Annotated in this window: 23 protein-coding genes and 1 tRNA gene; all 24 read right to left on the bottom strand. The window is 31.8% G+C overall.

Annotated features, from left to right (window positions below; translation table 11 throughout):
* Positions 1-3: 3 nt before the first annotated feature.
* The 24 genes from HALHA_RS05345 to HALHA_RS05255 all read right to left on the bottom strand — a co-directional run bounded on the left by HALHA_RS05345 (position 4) and on the right by HALHA_RS05255 (position 15915).
* The gene (locus HALHA_RS05345; RefSeq protein WP_015326767.1) at positions 4-750 is read right to left on the bottom strand and encodes a hypothetical protein; all 747 of its coding nucleotides are present in this window, start codon (positions 748-750) and stop codon (positions 4-6) included.
* Between the two features lie 39 nt (positions 751-789).
* Complete coding sequence (locus HALHA_RS05340; protein ID WP_015326766.1) at positions 790-1314, bottom strand: hypothetical protein; 525 nt, start codon at positions 1312-1314, stop codon at positions 790-792.
* 230 nt (positions 1315-1544) lie between these two features.
* On the bottom strand, positions 1545-2897 hold the full coding sequence (locus HALHA_RS05335) for a restriction endonuclease subunit S (RefSeq protein ID WP_015326765.1): 1353 nt from the start codon (positions 2895-2897) through the stop codon (positions 1545-1547).
* Entirely contained in the window at positions 2897-4267 is a 1371-nt protein-coding gene (locus HALHA_RS05330) for an HsdM family class I SAM-dependent methyltransferase (RefSeq protein ID WP_015326764.1), read from the bottom strand. The genes HALHA_RS05335 and HALHA_RS05330 overlap by 1 nt, the downstream gene beginning before the upstream one ends.
* Before the next feature lie 208 nt (positions 4268-4475).
* The gene (locus tag HALHA_RS05325) at positions 4476-7067 is read right to left on the bottom strand and encodes a DEAD/DEAH box helicase (protein ID WP_015326763.1); all 2592 of its coding nucleotides are present in this window, start codon (positions 7065-7067) and stop codon (positions 4476-4478) included.
* A gap of 211 nt (positions 7068-7278) precedes the next feature.
* A complete protein-coding gene (locus tag HALHA_RS05320; protein WP_015326762.1) occupies positions 7279-7479 on the bottom strand; it encodes a cold-shock protein in 201 nt (66 codons plus the stop codon).
* Between the two features lie 289 nt (positions 7480-7768).
* A complete protein-coding gene (locus HALHA_RS05315) occupies positions 7769-8773 on the bottom strand; it encodes an ISLre2 family transposase (RefSeq protein WP_245547395.1) in 1005 nt (334 codons plus the stop codon).
* 41 nt (positions 8774-8814) lie between these two features.
* Positions 8815-9033, bottom strand: a complete 219-nt coding sequence (locus tag HALHA_RS13690) for a hypothetical protein (RefSeq protein WP_245547393.1) — start codon at positions 9031-9033, stop codon at positions 8815-8817.
* Positions 9034-9351: 318 nt separating this feature from the next.
* Positions 9352-9552: a cold-shock protein gene (locus tag HALHA_RS05310; protein WP_015326761.1), complete on the bottom strand. Its 201-nt coding sequence runs from the start codon at positions 9550-9552 to the stop codon at positions 9352-9354.
* 232 nt (positions 9553-9784) lie between these two features.
* Positions 9785-10084 carry a late competence development ComFB family protein gene (locus tag HALHA_RS05305; protein ID WP_015326760.1) on the bottom strand — a complete coding sequence of 100 codons (300 nt, stop codon included), beginning with the start codon at positions 10082-10084 and terminating at the stop codon, positions 9785-9787.
* A 126-nt stretch (positions 10085-10210) separates the two neighbouring features.
* Positions 10211-10287, bottom strand: a tRNA-Pro gene (locus tag HALHA_RS05300).
* Positions 10288-10366: 79 nt separating this feature from the next.
* Positions 10367-10750: a DUF134 domain-containing protein gene (locus HALHA_RS05295; protein WP_015326759.1), complete on the bottom strand. Its 384-nt coding sequence runs from the start codon at positions 10748-10750 to the stop codon at positions 10367-10369.
* A gap of 81 nt (positions 10751-10831) precedes the next feature.
* On the bottom strand, positions 10832-10963 hold the full coding sequence (locus tag HALHA_RS13825; RefSeq protein WP_281098765.1) for a hypothetical protein: 132 nt from the start codon (positions 10961-10963) through the stop codon (positions 10832-10834).
* 56 nt (positions 10964-11019) lie between these two features.
* Positions 11020-11322 carry an ArsR/SmtB family transcription factor gene (locus HALHA_RS05290; RefSeq protein WP_015326758.1) on the bottom strand — a complete coding sequence of 101 codons (303 nt, stop codon included), beginning with the start codon at positions 11320-11322 and terminating at the stop codon, positions 11020-11022.
* 22 nt (positions 11323-11344) lie between these two features.
* On the bottom strand, positions 11345-12091 hold the full coding sequence (locus HALHA_RS05285) for a Rossmann-like domain-containing protein (protein WP_015326757.1): 747 nt from the start codon (positions 12089-12091) through the stop codon (positions 11345-11347).
* A gap of 14 nt (positions 12092-12105) precedes the next feature.
* The gene (locus tag HALHA_RS05280) at positions 12106-12621 is read right to left on the bottom strand and encodes a chromate transporter (protein WP_015326756.1); all 516 of its coding nucleotides are present in this window, start codon (positions 12619-12621) and stop codon (positions 12106-12108) included.
* Positions 12622-12650: 29 nt separating this feature from the next.
* A complete protein-coding gene (locus HALHA_RS13920; RefSeq protein WP_425402047.1) occupies positions 12651-13019 on the bottom strand; it encodes an ABC transporter permease in 369 nt (122 codons plus the stop codon).
* A 6-nt stretch (positions 13020-13025) separates the two neighbouring features.
* On the bottom strand, positions 13026-13394 hold the full coding sequence (locus tag HALHA_RS12985; RefSeq protein WP_052326459.1) for a hypothetical protein: 369 nt from the start codon (positions 13392-13394) through the stop codon (positions 13026-13028).
* Between the two features lie 172 nt (positions 13395-13566).
* Entirely contained in the window at positions 13567-13998 is a 432-nt protein-coding gene (locus HALHA_RS05270) for a DUF5320 domain-containing protein (protein WP_015326755.1), read from the bottom strand.
* A gap of 187 nt (positions 13999-14185) precedes the next feature.
* Entirely contained in the window at positions 14186-14350 is a 165-nt protein-coding gene (locus HALHA_RS13450) for a hypothetical protein (RefSeq protein ID WP_156801216.1), read from the bottom strand.
* Between the two features lie 35 nt (positions 14351-14385).
* Positions 14386-14745 (bottom strand): NifB/NifX family molybdenum-iron cluster-binding protein, encoded by a 360-nt coding sequence (locus tag HALHA_RS05265; RefSeq protein ID WP_015326754.1) that lies wholly within the window; start codon positions 14743-14745, stop codon positions 14386-14388.
* Positions 14746-14833: 88 nt separating this feature from the next.
* Positions 14834-15316 (bottom strand): P-loop NTPase, encoded by a 483-nt coding sequence (locus HALHA_RS05260; RefSeq protein WP_245547391.1) that lies wholly within the window; start codon positions 15314-15316, stop codon positions 14834-14836.
* Positions 15317-15450: 134 nt separating this feature from the next.
* Positions 15451-15537 (bottom strand): P-loop NTPase, encoded by an 87-nt coding sequence (locus HALHA_RS13680; protein WP_245547425.1) that lies wholly within the window; start codon positions 15535-15537, stop codon positions 15451-15453.
* A 9-nt stretch (positions 15538-15546) separates the two neighbouring features.
* Positions 15547-15915 (bottom strand): NifB/NifX family molybdenum-iron cluster-binding protein, encoded by a 369-nt coding sequence (locus HALHA_RS05255; RefSeq protein WP_015326753.1) that lies wholly within the window; start codon positions 15913-15915, stop codon positions 15547-15549.
* Positions 15916-15933 lie beyond the last annotated feature (18 nt).

Genomic DNA, 15933 nt, shown 5'->3' with positions numbered 1-15933 from the left:
ATATTATTCTCCATAATAAGGATTTAGTTGTCCTAACCAGTTATCATTAAACTGTCCTTTCATTTTCAACAGTCGTGCTTCATGTAGAGTAGTTGGCCCGCCTTTCTCTTTTATCTTAGCTACATCTTTATTTAATTCATCCATCTGCTTACCAACAACTTGACTCTTCCTTCTCCAGCCTCCCTCTTTATCAAAGCCAACTGTCTCTACTCTAATACCTTTTTCAGCCCAGTACTTTTTGGTTTCTACATCAATTAAAAATCTATTCTTCAATAAACCACCTACAACTTCTAAACGTAAATCCCATTCAGAGTCCTGATAGTCCTTAAGTTCTTCTTTCAGTCTAGGATAGATCTCTTCTAGTTTAGGAAAGTCTTGATAAGTACAGAACCCTAAAACATACCAGTCCTTTTTTCTCTCTTCTAGATTACGTGGTCTAAAAGGTTCAACCTTTCTTGCAATAATCATAAAATCTCCTAGTTCTATATACTTATATCTAAGTTGTTGATTCTTATCTCCCTCTTCAATCTCTCGTTGCATTGACTTAATAATTTCCCAATCTTCATCAATCATATAATCAAACATAACTTGATTGGCTACCCTAAATACCTGTTGAGATTTTTCTGATTTTGGATTCTCAATTGCTGTTAATAAATCAAAATCAGCTCCTAAAACCTCTTTAACTACTAAATTAGCACCTTCTTTTAATGAAGTTTCTGACCAGTTAATACTTTCAATTATCTCTTCCATTAATCTCTCCTCCTTACAGTTTCTATTTTAGGCTTTTATTTATCTACTTAATCTGCGAACAGCTTCTACTTCTCCATTCTCATCTCGAATTATTGATTTAGATGATATATCAGGCACCACTAAATCACTTCGATGAGATAATACATTCTTTACGTAGCCACTGACTACATACAATACTCCTGGTTTAGGTGGGGGTAGCTTATTTACTCTACGAGTAGTCTTAGTTGCTATCGGTACTCCTGCAACGTCAACTACATCTTCCATTCTAGTCTTCACTCTAACTGCCCTTTTAGCCGGTTCCAAACTTAAAACAAGATCACCTTCTTCATTTACAACTCTAATTGGATGCGAAGTATAATTAACAAACTTTACTGCTGATGAACTTCGCTCATTAAGTTTAGATATCTCTTCAACTATATTTGATTCTTTATCTAGTCTTTCTTTTTTTCTTTGAAAGACCTTCTTGCTACCTAAATCTACTTCTAAATTAGGATTCTTGATAGTAGTCTGTCCACTAGTCTCCTGACCTTCTAATACGTCTTCAATTGTATCTTCTGCTAACATTTTACCCCTCCATTTTTTACCCATTCAACATATTAATAACTTTATCTTCTGAATATTAACTAATTCACCATACTATCCCTTCATTTCTTGTGTTTATTATACTAATTTTAATTCATTGTGTCAATATTAATACTTAATTATCTTAGTTTTTATAAACTTAATTTTATGCGTTTTTATAAAATAGGTGCTAAAAAATCGGGCCAACTTCCTAGCCCGATTTAATTAGATTTTCACTTACTCAACATACTAATTACTTTTTCTTCTATTTCTTCCTTCTCTTCTTCTAATTGTTGATAACCAGCTTTGATCCGCTTATAAACCTCTCTTAGCTTATTACTTATTCTCTGTTGTATCTCTTTAGGAGGCAGTAATATCTCTAGGTTAGACAGGTCTTGTTTACTAATATTCTGATGCATTGCTCCTCCTATATATCGCTTAAACTGCTTATCCCCTAATATACTATTTAAATAAACAGCTAGATAAAACTGGTCAATTCTTTCTGTTGTTACCAAGCGATAAATATGATTATTAAAGGTAACTCCAGCAGCTTCTTCTGAGACTAAAGCTGTAGTTCCTAATTTACTACCTGCTGTAACTACTACTAGATCTCCTTCCTCTAAAGAAGAAATAGTACCACTTACCTCTGTAGAAGCAAGCTTAGATAGATCGATTTCTAACTGCTCTATATTTTTACTTGTTAAATACTTAGTATCTCCTTCTTTAGAAGCTCTTAAAGGCCGCCCCACTGCTACTTGCTCTACTAATTCTCTTAATCTATAACTTTTATAATCATGCTCTTTAATCTGATTTAATACTACCACATACTCTGGACTATAAAACTTAGGGGCAAAACTAGCAACTTCTATCATCTCTCCAGGCACTTGAAAAGAGTCTCTATCTTCTTCTGTAGTAACTTCAATTGATAACTCTTCTAACAGTATATCTTCTAGTTGAGAGAATAAACTCTGATACTCCTCTACTACTCTCTTCTTCTCTGCAAGATAATAGTCCACTCTACTCTCTAACCTTCTTCTATCTTCTATCCTCTTTGGAATAGGAAGCTTTATCTTCTTAAAATCACGATTAGTAATTCTCTGTCGTAGACCATAAGAGTATCTCTCTAACTGTTTTTTAACTGGTTCTAACTCTAATATAAAAGCAAAGGCCTCTGACGATAAATCCACCTGAGGTCGCAAAACAATAAAGGCATTAGTAGCTACAGAACCTTGATGCTTCTGCTCTACTACAGTTATCATCTTCTCTCCTAACTTAGAGACTAGAATATCTCCTGCTTGGACTATAGTTTTGGCCCGAGAAGGTAGGTCTTGATAATCATACAGCTCTAATTGTTCTGCCTCTTTAATCCTTTTAGTCTCTTTATCTAGTGAACTCAACTCAATATAATGATACCTTTGGCCTGGTTCAGGTTTTCGGTTAACAGTCTCTGCTACTCTACCTAAGGGTTCTAATAAGTCTTTAACAAAGGGATTTTTTCTGTACTTAGGATGATAAAATTCTGCATCAAGTCTATCGATAAACTCCTTTTGATCAGGGTTAACTAAGAAACTATTCTCTGCAACCATTAAAACAATCCACCCCACTCTACTAAGTCAGCTACTACTTCTTCTAATGCTTGATTATCTTCTGGTGTCGCCATAAAGACCTCTGGTTGCTCTTGGGCCAAAGTCTCTTTTTTCTTAAGAATAACTAAACTAGTTCTAACAGAAGTAGCTGGCCGAAAGATAGTTTCTGGTAGACTGATTACAGCCTTTAAGACTGACTTATCTAAGATAAATTCCCTAATATTTTGGGCTCTATTATTAGTCAAGACTCCATCAGGAAGAATAATAGCTAAATAACCTCCTGCAGTAAGTAAGTCTAAATAGAGATTGATATATAACTCTTCTGCTTTAGCTCTAGACTTATCAGTTATCTGATACTCTTTGATCAGTTCTTTATCTTTAATCGGCTTACTAAACTCAGGATTGGAAACTATTAAATCAAATTCAGTTGGTAACTGATCAATTTTCTCTCTCTCTAACTCTAAACTACTGCCTTCTAAAAACTGATTATCTTGTTCTAAAATTAATGATCTTAATTTAGCTATCTCAGTTAAAGTCAAGTCTCGATTCATCCCCCATACCTTAGCCTGAGGCTGTTTGCTTTTACAGGCTGTCAGAAGTTGGCCCATTTTAGCTGACCCATCAAAGATAGTCTCTACTCCTTCTTGCTGAGAAAAGATTTCTCCTAGTGCCTTAACGAGAGGTTGAGGCGTTAAGATTGGCCCTTGCTTACTGCCTAAAGCATCAAAAACAACCTGATTAAATACAGCTAATAGATCTTCTCTTCTAAACTTAGCTAAATTAATGGTTGCAAACTCTGCTAATACCTTATCAGTTACAGAAACCTCTTGAGTTAGATTATAGCCACTAGTTGCAATAATCTCTTGATAAGCTGACTTAATATTTTCTAGTGTCAGATTTTCTTCTAAAGCATTTAATCTACCATTATCAAGTTCAACCTTAACTAGTATAACTTTAAGTACTTCTATAATAGTATCATGTCCTAAAGAACTATTAGCAGTAAACAGGCGAAAGATCTCTTGATACCACTTCTTTACTTCTTCTAGATTAAGCTCTTGCTCCTTTTGTAATACTGGCACTTTCTCTATTTGAGATATGTTTCCTTCAGTCAGTTGATACCAGTTAAATTCTTCAGTAGTAGTATTAAAACTTCCATAATAATTTATCTGCTCACTCTGGCTTAACATAGATAAAATCCCAATCTGCTTTGTATCATTATTATCTTCTGTTATATCGATCCCTACTACTGGCTGCTTATTAATCAAACCTACTAGATCATAAGTAATCTCTTTACCTTCTACTTCAATAGTAGTCTTCTTCTTAATTTCATCACAACCTATTTCTTGTAGTTTATTTCTTATCTTATCCATTATATCACCCTTTCAACTTCTGTGTTTATTATACTTGTTTTAATTTATTATGTCAATATAATATTTAATTATTCGTGTTTTTGATAGTTTTCTATTATTTAAACTGTTGTGTTTTGTGTAATATGCTAAAATAAAAAGACTAACCCCTCTAAGAAATTATAATAATAAGCCATGAGTTTTAAAACTCATGGCTTATTATTCAAGATTTTTAACTACTAATTGTATCGGCTACTGGACGTTGAAACTCAAATTCAAATGTATTCTTACTATCAATCACATTTTTAAGCTCCTTATACATAGTGTAATTACCAATCCCACTTATCTTAACCCAACCCTTGGCCCGAGTTAAAGCTACAAATAACTGGTTACGCAAACTAACATCAGCTTCATTTTTAGCTATCTCGTCTAAACCAATTACATAGACTAGATATGCTTCATTACCCTTAGCTCTAAAGATATTAGCAATTGTTACTGCATCCTGATGCCAAAATTTATTAGGATCTACTTGTGGATACCTAGGATAGATTACATTCTTATCTATTGCTTTAGGAATATAAATATCTATATCATGTTTTTGTAAAAGCTTAGCTGTTTTAGTCTTTAATTTATAACCAGGTCTATGTTCTCCCAAAGCAATAACTAATATATCACGGCTAGGATTAAGACCTTCTTGCTTGATATTCTTCTTTAAATTTTTGGCTAAGGTTTCTAACTCTTCTTCTCTAGTTCTATAATTATTAAACTCTATAGTCTTATCCTCCCATAACTCTGGTACCCGATTAGGAGTAGTCTTCTTAGGGCGATGTAATACAATTTCATTTCCTAGCCTAAAGCTACCTTCTCTAACTTCATAACCTACATTTTCCCAATCTTTTTGTCTAGTAAAACCTCTTAACATACCTTCTTCTCTTAATAAGCCCATTCCAATAGCATGAGCTGCTACTAATATTGGCCCAGGAGTTCGATAACACTTATGCATAATTTCACTTTTTCTAATCCCACCATCATGAAATCCACTAACCATTCTTTTAAACTTAGGATCATCGCCAAATAACTCAGGAGCTGTAGGAATATTTAAGGAAGTTAAACTTTGAGCTTCATCATAAGCCCAGATTAATCGTCTCTGATAATCATCACTAACCTCTTTTAAGACTTTATAAGCTAACCAAAAGAAAGGTTGTTTACCTTCATACTTTAAATCACTATCATCTGCCACTAAATCTTGGGCTTCATCAATTAAAATAGCATCATACAACTGATTTATATTACTAGTTTCCTGTAAAAATATTTTAGCTGCCATAATCAACTTCTGATTAGGATCTCTATCACCTAGTTTATTATTCATAGCTCCTAAAGCTTTGACTCCATGTTCTTCACAGACCTTACGATAAAATCCAGCCTGGTTTTTAGACCCCCAAGCATGTAATACTTCTAAATTTGTATCTTTTTGGGAATCATAACCTTGTTCTCCATTAGTAAACCTTTTCATCCACCTATCTAGTTGCTGAATAGTAGCATCATATAAACTACGAGTAAAGAATACTAAGGCTATCTTCCAGTCAGGATTCTTTAAATGCATATGTGCCGCCTTTTGGGCCAACAATACACTCTTGCCTGATCCAGCTATCCCTCTTATTCGTTGAGGACCTGGTGGAATAGTCTTTCCAATATTCTCTTGCTTAAGATCAATCTTATGTAACTGTTCTTTAATTTCTTTCTTTACTCCAGCTCGAGTCTGTCTATCTTTATTATCATGACTATCCTTCTGTCGATATAGAACTGTACCTGTTAAAACTGAAATTAATGTCTTCCACTTTTGATTATCTAACTTCTGACCTACGGCCATTGGTCTCCATTTATTAATCGCCTCTACTAAAGTTTTTTCTCCTAGTTGATCCCCGAAAATAATCGGGCCAACTTCTTTTACTTCTGGTAAATTGCTATTTTCCCACTCTTTTCGAGTAATATTTGGTAGAGTAACAATTGACCTTCCTGTTACTTTCCTTCTTAATTCTCGTTCTGAATTACAATAACCTAATAAAGCAAATAATTGATCTTCAACTTCTTTAATTGGAGAGCCATAATCTCTAGTAAAGTCTATATATCTCCAATCTCCACCATTAATACTACTAATTTGATCTATAGTTACTTCATTAACTTCTAATACAACTAAACCTAGATCTTTATCAACAAGTAAGACATCAGGTTCACTGCGATCTTCTCCACGCTTAGAAAAGATAGGATACTTCCAATAAGCCAAACACTCTTTATCTCTAAATGATTTCTTAACTGCTTTCCAAACTTTCTTCTCTGCTTTCTTATCTTGAGTTCCAAAAGGATCAGTTGTTATAAATTTTCTATTACTATCTAAAAAAGTCATCATTTTTTCATCTGGTAACTTAAATCCCTCTGGTTCAAAATCCCACTCATCATAAAGTTGCATAAACCAGACTCCAGCTTCATAGGCTAAAGATATTAATCTTTTAGCATCCTCACTACAATCATAAGAATTATGAACAGCTTCATTTCCTGTTTTTCGTAATGAATGAAAAATTTCTAATATCTTATCATCCATTAATTCTTCTTTTTCTAATCTTTTAAGTTTATTAAATTGCCTCTTATCTTTTAATTCTGTTATATTCTCATATTCAAAAATATAATCTACTATTCTTTCTCCAAACTTTCGTAATTTGAATAATGTTGTATTAGGGTCACTATATAGATTCTTTTCTGCTAATTTACCTAATTCATTTAGATCAGGCCACTTATTTTTTAAGAAAGAAAAATTAATTGAATTCATTCTAACTACCCTCCCAATAATACTTTTTATCTATTATTATTGATAAAAAACTTACAAGCTTTTAATTTAATTCTCGGTTTATAATAAATTACCTTTTTTAACTAAAAAACCCCCAAGCTCTTGGCCTGAGGGTAGTAACTTTAAATATAACTTTACAAAAAAACAAGCCCTCGGGATATCATCCCGAGGGCTTAGCCGTACTCTATATTAATTATAGTTTGACGACTGATTCAGCTTGAGGTCCACGATCTCCCTCAACTACTTCAAATTCTACTGCCTGACCATCTTCTAAATTCTTGAATCCTTCTTCTTCAATTGCAGAAAAATGAACGAATACGTCATCTCCTGCTTCACGTTCGATAAATCCATAACCTTTTTCTCCGTCAAACCATTTAACATTACCTTGTTCCATTATACAAACTCCTCCTAAAAAATCTGAAAATTCATCAATTGAACTATTTCATCAATTAATCTATTATTATATTAACACATAATTAAACGATTGTCAAACAACTTCTTTAGCTGGATAGCATCAATTTTTTATAGGTTAATAGTTAAAAATTATTTTCCCAATCAAACAATTGCCTTTAAAGCTCTAGTTAAACCTGTTCTTCTTCCTATATTTATGCTAGGTATATTCTTCTTAGATTGAGCAAACTTCTTTTTTAACTTACTATTTATCGTTTTAGATTCAATCTCTGTTAAAGTTTCTTCTTTTTTATTTTTTCTTCCTTTCTCAAAAACAATTCTTTCAGTTTTTCTTTATTTCCACCATTAAACTTAAATGCTTGTAATCTAGACATTTGATCAACACCAGTCTTTGACCAAGCCATTGGTCTTGAACTTAATCTATCTGCCAATATATGGCTTATATGTCCCTCAGCACTACAACCAATTGCATCTTTATCCTGGGTATAATTCACTATTCCATCCCAATTATTGTAAATATAATGACGTGATTTTCTAATTAAACTCTTTCTTTTCTCATTTTCTTCATTAGATATCAATTCACTAAAAGCTTCTTTAACTAACTCTTGGTCTGGTTCTTCTAATCCACTCCACAGTTTTTCTTTAACTTCTTTTCTTCCATATCTACTAGCTCTCCTAAAATACTTAATTAAATGATATCTATCTAATATGTATTTAGACTTAGGAAGCCACTTTAAGCCGCTTTTAATCCATGGTGCTCCATCCCCTAGTAAAAAGATCTTTTCCACTTTCTCTAACTTATAATTTTCATCTATATAATCCAGTACTTCTAACCACAGCTCTTCTGAATCTTTATATACTCCAGAAAAATAGTATTTATTCTTTAATTCTCTCTTATCTCCAACTTCACTTATTCCTTCATGAATATAAACTAATCTAGGCATTGATTTCTTCCCATTTTGTAAAGCTACATGATCTTCATCTGCTTCTATATACAAACAGTTTACTTCCCGTTTTTCTGTTACTTCATTTAATTCATTGTTTTCTATTTGCCCTAGCTTTCTTACCTTATTCATCACTGTTTGGTCACTTATTTCTAAATCGTCTACTGCCTCTTTACCTACCTTATTATAAGCATTTTCCGATGCTAAATCTACTAATTCAGCTTCTAACGAACTATCCATCCTTTGATATTTCTTTATTCCTAATCTTTCTTCTGCTAAATATTTATACTTATCACTGCTTTTAGAACGATAATATCTTCTTTTATACTTCACTTCCCCAAACTTAGTCATTAATTTTCTTTGTTTCTTTTTTACTATCTTCCATTCTTTTTTCTTTTAGTACTTTCCTTTATTGTTTCATCTACTATTTCTATAACCCATTTAGAAAGCTTTCTACCTAACTCATCAAGATTACTTTTGATTAAATTTATTACTTCTGATATATCCCTTCCTGAATCTAATAGCACCTCTTTTAATATTTTTTCTAATTCAATGCTGATATTTTCCTCAAATTGTTGTATAATATTGTCCATAAGAGCCATCTCCTTTCTTTGGTTTTGTTGTGGTTAACAATACCTTATCAAAAGGAGTGGCTCTTTTCTAATTTTTTGGATAAATTCACCTATACTTTTTTTACGCTATCCTTTAGCTGATGCATTAAAATTCCCCAGCAATTCTTTTCGTCCTTAATGATAATTCAGTAAGCATTTTAAATGATTATAATAAATAAAAAATTCTAGATCATTATTAATTGGCCCAGGATCTTTATAATACTAGAGATCAATATCTTCTTATAAAAAAACAAGCCCTCGGGATAATATCCCGAGGGCTTTAGTCGTAATCTATGTTAATTATAGTTTGACGACTGATTCAGCTTGAGGTCCACGATCTCCCTCAACTACTTCAAATTCTACTGCCTGACCATCTTCTAAACTCTTGAATCCTTCTTCTTCAATTGCAGAAAAATGAACGAATACGTCATCTCCTGTTTCACGCTCAATAAATCCATAACCTTTTTCTCCGTCAAACCATTTAACATTACCTTGTTCCATTACACAAACTCCTCCTAAAAAATTCAAAAAATTTATCAATTGAACTGTCTCATCAATCAATATATTATTATATTAACACATGATTACATGATTGTCAAAATTAATTTTAAAATTTTTATTCATATCTTAAAGTCATCTACCGGATCAAGTTAAGATGCTTGCTAAGCTAAATAAAATCCCAAATATTCCTTCTTATATAATAAACCCCCCGACCAATTGGCCCGGGTATTTTTTAATGGTTTGGATTTTTAGCTACAATTTTTATTGCCTGAATTACTTTTAACTCAAAGTCAACCTGAGGCTGTTCTTCAAATTCATCTAAACGAGTCATAACTTCCCCTTTAGAACTAGTAGTATATTTAGCTGGTAGTTGATTTAAAGCATGAGATGCAATATCGAGTAAACACTGTTCACATGTACATATCTGCTTAAAATTATCTTCTTGTAATAACTCTTCTATTTTTTCTAAAACAACATCTTCAGTATGATTGTGTAATCTTTCTTCTCTTAGTTTCTCTAATTTATCTATCATCTTACCCCTCCAAATGACATGCTACTTTTATTATAACATATTATCCCCAAGTCACAATAAAGAATTGAAATAAAAAAAGAGCCTGCCATTACGACAGACTCCCCTTGATATCCCAAGGAAAATATGTGGTCGGGCTGACTGGATTTGAACCAGCGACCCCTACGCCCCCAGCATAGTGCGCTACCAAACTGCGCCACAGCCCGACAGTAAATAACATCTATTTTTGTACAAAATTATACTATAGATATAACCTTCTGTCAAGAAGCTTCAACTAAATTTTATCTACTCACATTTAGGACAAGTTTCTTTCCTAGATCGATGACCATTTCTTTTTTGATTTGGAGTAATATCTCCACCACATTTTTTACAACGTGGTTTGAACTTATAATCTCCTCCCTGAAATTTAATTGCTTTCCCTTCAATCAAACCTTCGGCAATTTTTTCTCTAGCTTTAGTTAATATCCTCTGAAAAGTTGGTCGAGAAACCTCCATTCGTTCTGCTGCTTCAGCTTGAGTTAACCTCTCTTTATCCTTTAATCTAATTGCCTCTATTTCTTCAATAGTTAACGCCACCTTTTTTAAATCGCATTTAGGAATTCCAGCTGGTTTGAAAAATTTAACTTCTGGTATATATTCTACTCTTCGCTTTTTAGTAGGGCGAACCATATTATCATCTCCATTTTTTCTTAAATTATATCATAGATTATTAGAAGATATCAACTTAGATTAACTACTTGATTTCATTTATTAAAAAATAAACTTTTCTCCTACTTGACCTAACTTTACTTTATCCTTAAATTTCTGCATCATTGCTTTTACAGTTTTAAATCCAGTACAATGTAATGGAACTAATAATAGTGTATTTAACATAGTAGCCATAATATCTTTTCTTACATTTAATTCTACTCTTATAACTTTATAATCTGGTTTTATAATTATTGATTTTTACAACAACTGTTATCTTGATGGTCAACAAAAGAAGAAAGATTTTTAAGTTTATCAGCTAAAGTTACTAATTTTTCATCCTTAGCTGAATAATGAACCCAATATCCCTTCTTTATTCCAATTACTAGACCAGCTTCTCGAAGTTTTTTTAAATGTTGAGAGACAGCCGATTCAGAAATTTCTAATTCCTTAGCTAATGCTTTAACACAATAGTCTTTATTTAATAATAAAGCTAATAATTTTAATCGGTTTGCATCAGCTATCGCTTTTAAATTAGTAACTAATTCTTCCAATTCAATTCCTCCTATAAATAATTTAACAACTATAAGGGCATATTCTATCTAATTCTAATAAAGCAGCAGTCCCAGCAATAGTAGTTCCAAATAAAATTAACTTTTTATTATAATTCTCTGTTAGATTTATAATCTCCTCTAATGAATTATTAACTACTGTTGAACCAGTAGCTAACACAAGATCACTTTCTTTAACTAACTTTTCTGTTTTTTCTTTCCCATCCCAAACTTTAACTCCTGCTATTATAGTATTAATATTATCTGGATTTAAATCAGTAACTCTTACTTTTTCTGCATCAAACATTTGCACAATATTTTCGATAATAGCCGGTTGAAAACCAATAATTCCTATTTTATTATCCACCTTATACTCAGTTGCTATTCTAGTTGCTATTTCTTCTCCACAATTTTCTGGCTCATCATCTTTACAATGAATAGTGTCACAAGTAATATCTAAATACTTAGTAATTGAATTTAAAGTAGCAATTAATAAAGCTCGATTAAAATTATCATTCAATTTAAGATTCAAAATATCATCTATTGTTCCACTAAAACTTTTAGGAGTATCAGTAAATGCTTGACCTAAACAACCTTTAAATTTAGCTTGAATAAGCACTTCTTTTCCAGTTTGTAAGGGGAAGTCTTCTCTAGTAGTTTCTCCAATAGCTTCCTTAGTAGATAATGGTCTAGCAGTAATCTCAATTTCCTTATCTCTTAAATTATTTTCTTCAACTAAATTAATTAGCTTAGTCCTAATCTTATTAATCATTTTTAATATCTCCTTTAAAAAATTATAATTCCTAAAGTACCTGCTCCAACTACTGCTAAAATAGGATGTAATCCTATTAATATACTAATTATAGTCATAATAGTTATTAAAACACTCTTTACTTCCACAAAAGTAGACCTACCTAATTTTATAACTACAGTAATAATTAATCCAATTACAGCAGGTTTAAGTCCTTTAAAAATTTTATCTACAATTTGATTATCCTTATAATCTATATATAACCTAGTAATTATTATTAAAGCAATAATTGGAGGAATAATCAAACCTAAACTGGCTATTATTGCTCCAAAAGTCCCTTTTAATTTAGTACCAACAAAAGTTGCTAAATTAATCATAATTGGCCCAGGAGTCATTTCAGATAAAGAAACAGCATCAGCAAATTCTTCTGCACTTAACCATTGATGAACTTCTACTACCTCCTCTTCTGCTAAAGCCAACATCGCATATCCGCTACCAAAAGTAAATGCTCCTATTTTCATAAAAGTAAAAAATAATTTAACTAATAACATTTCTTATCTTAACTCCCCCCCTTTTACTATTAAATCCTCTTTAATAAAGTTTTTTTATGAAAATAAATACTTAAACTAAATAATAATATACTAAAAACTAATAACATAAAAAAATTATATTCAACTGTAAAGTAATGAGATTGATTTAATAAATACCGCATTACATCAGTAACATAGGTAACAGGAGATAAAGGAGCTATGAGTTTTCCCCAGTAAGGAAGCTGATTAATTGGAATAAAAACTCCACTGATAAAAATTAAAGGTAGTCGAACTAAATTAGAAATCATCATCACATTAGATGGTTTATCAGTAGGTAAAGCAGAAAAAACAGTACCTAAAGAAGCAAAACAAAAAGCAGCTAAAATAATAGCTCCAACTAATAAAACTAAATTACTAATAGTAATCTAAAAAAACAAAACTCCTCCTAATAATATCAAAGCAGAAAAACTAATCCCAAAAATTAAACCACTTGTTATATCACCTAAAATTAATATTGTTACCGAAATTGGCGTGCTTAGCACCCGTTCTAAAGTTTTAGTTCTTGTCTCCCAGGGAGTTATGTAAGGTCCTACAGAAGAACCAGTAAAAAAGAAAATAATACCTAATAATCCAGGTAGTAAACTATTAACCTCTATATTACGCCCTTGAGTAAAGGCTAAAAATAAAAAACCAGGAAATAAAACCCCAAAAATAAGTACTGGGGGCTCCAGATAATAAATCTTCATATTCTTTTTAAAAATTGCCCAAATCAAGATGTTTACATTTACAATCATACATTTACCTCACCTTCATTCAATTAAGTGGTTACTTAATTGAATTATAATATTGTAACTTGAATCAGTCAATGATTAACTAAAATTATCCCAAAAAATAAAACAAATAATTAGAAACCAAATTAACTACATACAGAAAGGCTAGCTTAAAAGCTAGCCTTTCTTAAAATAATTATTCCTCTGTATTTTCTAATTTGGACAATTGATTTTTAATATCTTCTAATTCTTCTTTTAACATTTCTTTTTCTTGCTTAAGATAATTAATTTCATTCTCTTTAGCTGCTTCTTGATTAGTAGATTGAGCAGTTGCATTAGAATTATAGAATCGACGAGGTGCATTTCTTCTACCTCGACCAGCACCTCTTCTTCCTAATCTCATACAAGATGCTACATCATTTGCATAACCTGGTTGATCAAATCCTGCACAGTAACCAGCAGCTCTTCCAGTTCTAGGCCCTAATCCTTCTGGACCTGTTCCATCCTTCTCAGCACTTTCGTGCTGATAATGAAGTTTATTAGTTGCCCATCTTCTATTATTATTAGCTCGAACCTTTTTTGAATAACAAGTCTTTCTTCTAAAAAGCTTGTTATCTCCTCTAGGCATATTAATCACTCCTTTTAATCATTTCGTTTTAAACATATGATAATAACAACTAAACTTTTTAAACATTAATTCTTTTCAATTATATTATATACTTTTTATGATCATATGTCGATAACCATTTAAAAAAGATCTCTCACATTATGAAAAGTCTATTTAAAACTGGGCGCAAACTATACGCCCTTATTTTTTATTCACTAATTTTATCAGCTATTTTATTAAATTCTTGAGTAACTTCAAACTCAGGATTGGAAACAACAATTGGAGCACCTTGATCACTACTTTCTCTTACTTCAGGAACTAAAGGTTCTTTACCTAACAATAATGAACAAAAACTATTTAAGGAAAAACCCACACAATGCCTGATTGAGAAGCGCAACTATATATCAACTAATGATCACAATCATGATCATCATGATCATGGTCACAAATATCTTCTTCTGTCTCTAAACTATTTGCTAAATAAGATTTAATTACTGTATCAATTTCACCAGTTGCTCCAGTTACTACTTCAATATTATTTTCATCAAATAAGTTAACAGCTTTTCTACCCATTCCACCAGCTAAAATAAAATCTACTCCTTTCTCATTAAGAAATCGAGGTAAAAAACCTGGTTTATGTCCGGGATTTTCAATTACTTGCTGCTTAACAATTTCATCACCTTCAATCTCAACAATAGTAAACTCTGGACAACGACCAAAATGTGATGCAACCTGTTCTCCATTGGTAGGAATAGCTAATTTTTGCATATTAATCACTCCTTAATATTAATTTATAATTGAGAATTAACAATTAAAACCTTTAAAATCAATTTAAATTGACTATATTATATTTAATCTACATTGAGAGTTTATTCTTTATCGCTTCCCAAACTTCTTTAATTGCTTTAGCAGAATTACTATTCTCAGCATAATCAATTACAAGTTTACCTTGTTCCATGGCTTCAACAATAGTACCATCAAATGGAATCTTACCTACTATAGATATATCCTGTTCCTGACAAAATTCTATAATCTCAGATGTCAATTCCTGATTTAAATCATATTTATTAATCACAACTAAAACTGGAATAGAAAAATGCTCTATTATTTGAAGCACTCTTTTTAAATCAACTAATCCTGATTTAGTTGGTTCAGTAACTACTAATGTAGCATCTACTCCATTAAGAGAAGCAATTACTGGGCAACCAATTCCTGGGGAACCATCAACTAAAACTAATTTTTTATCCTTTTCTCGGGCCAACTTCTCTGCTTCTTCTTTCACTTGACTAACTAATTTACCAGAGTTTTCAGCACCAATCTTTAATTTTGCATGCACCATTGGCCCGCTTTGAGCTGTAGAATAATAAATCTTTCCTGTATCTTCAGCTATAAGTTCTAAAGCATCGGTAGGACACTTAGCAACACAAAGACCACAACCTTCACACTTGATATCATTTACCTGCTTATCAGAATTTATAGCACCAAAATTGCAGCTGCTAAATTAGCAGTAACAGTAGTCTTTCCGGTTCCTCCTTTACCACTTAAAACTGTTAGTTTCATCTTATCACCTTATTTCATACCAACATGGCCTTGATTAGTTGGCCCGTCTATTTCTTTTAAATTATTATCCTTATAATCAGCTAAGGTTTCTTTAATAGTAGCTTCCTTAGTAATATAAATCTTAATTCCTGCTTTATCTAATCCTCTAAAAGCTTTAGGGCCAACTCTTCCTGAAATTAATGCTTCTACCTCTTCATCTGTTACTAATTGAGCTGCCTTTACTCCAGCTCCACTAGCAGCATTAGCTGCTGTATTATTAATAAATTCTACCTCTTCAGTATCAAGATCAATAATAGCAAAATAAAATGCTCTTCCAAATCTAGAATCAACCTTGGCCTCTAAACCTACATCATCTTTAGCAGTTACTGCTATCTTCATCACTATCAACTCCTTATT

This window comes from Halobacteroides halobius DSM 5150 (assembly GCF_000328625.1).
In the GTDB taxonomy this organism is placed as follows: Bacteria; Bacillota; Halanaerobiia; order Halobacteroidales; family Halobacteroidaceae; genus Halobacteroides; species Halobacteroides halobius.
The sequence above is the reverse complement of the archived record's forward strand: the minus strand, read 5'-3'. Positions and strand labels throughout refer to the sequence as shown.

Coding starts and splice junctions, on each gene's coding strand:
- HALHA_RS13680 (WP_245547425.1), bottom strand. CDS start 15,537: ATGAAACTAACAGTTTTAAGTGGTAAAGGAGGAACCGGAAAGACTACT.
- HALHA_RS05325 (WP_015326763.1), bottom strand. CDS start 7,067: ATGAATTCAATTAATTTTTCTTTCTTAAAAAATAAGTGGCCTGATCTA.
- HALHA_RS05320 (WP_015326762.1), bottom strand. CDS start 7,479: ATGGAACAAGGTAATGTTAAATGGTTTGACGGAGAAAAAGGTTATGGA.
- HALHA_RS05335 (WP_015326765.1), bottom strand. CDS start 2,897: ATGGTTGCAGAGAATAGTTTCTTAGTTAACCCTGATCAAAAGGAGTTT.
- HALHA_RS13825 (WP_281098765.1), bottom strand. CDS start 10,963: ATGGCTACTATGTTAAATACACTATTATTAGTTCCATTACATTGTACT.
- HALHA_RS05260 (WP_245547391.1), bottom strand. CDS start 15,316: ATGGTGCATGCAAAATTAAAGATTGGTGCTGAAAACTCTGGTAAATTA.
- HALHA_RS05295 (WP_015326759.1), bottom strand. CDS start 10,750: ATGGTTCGCCCTACTAAAAAGCGAAGAGTAGAATATATACCAGAAGTT.
- HALHA_RS05310 (WP_015326761.1), bottom strand. CDS start 9,552: ATGGAACAAGGTAATGTTAAATGGTTTGACGGAGAAAAAGGTTATGGA.
- HALHA_RS05285 (WP_015326757.1), bottom strand. CDS start 12,091: ATGATTAATAAGATTAGGACTAAGCTAATTAATTTAGTTGAAGAAAAT.
- HALHA_RS05255 (WP_015326753.1), bottom strand. CDS start 15,915: ATGAAGATAGCAGTAACTGCTAAAGATGATGTAGGTTTAGAGGCCAAG.
- HALHA_RS12985 (WP_052326459.1), bottom strand. CDS start 13,394: ATGATTGTAAATGTAAACATCTTGATTTGGGCAATTTTTAAAAAGAAT.
- HALHA_RS05305 (WP_015326760.1), bottom strand. CDS start 10,084: ATGATAGATAAATTAGAGAAACTAAGAGAAGAAAGATTACACAATCAT.
- HALHA_RS05340 (WP_015326766.1), bottom strand. CDS start 1,314: ATGTTAGCAGAAGATACAATTGAAGACGTATTAGAAGGTCAGGAGACT.
- HALHA_RS05270 (WP_015326755.1), bottom strand. CDS start 13,998: ATGCCTAGAGGAGATAACAAGCTTTTTAGAAGAAAGACTTGTTATTCA.
- HALHA_RS05280 (WP_015326756.1), bottom strand. CDS start 12,621: ATGTTATTAGTTAAATTATTTTTTACTTTTATGAAAATAGGAGCATTT.
- HALHA_RS05345 (WP_015326767.1), bottom strand. CDS start 750: ATGGAAGAGATAATTGAAAGTATTAACTGGTCAGAAACTTCATTAAAA.
- HALHA_RS05330 (WP_015326764.1), bottom strand. CDS start 4,267: ATGGATAAGATAAGAAATAAACTACAAGAAATAGGTTGTGATGAAATT.
- HALHA_RS13690 (WP_245547393.1), bottom strand. CDS start 9,033: ATGGACAATATTATACAACAATTTGAGGAAAATATCAGCATTGAATTA.
- HALHA_RS05265 (WP_015326754.1), bottom strand. CDS start 14,745: ATGCAAAAATTAGCTATTCCTACCAATGGAGAACAGGTTGCATCACAT.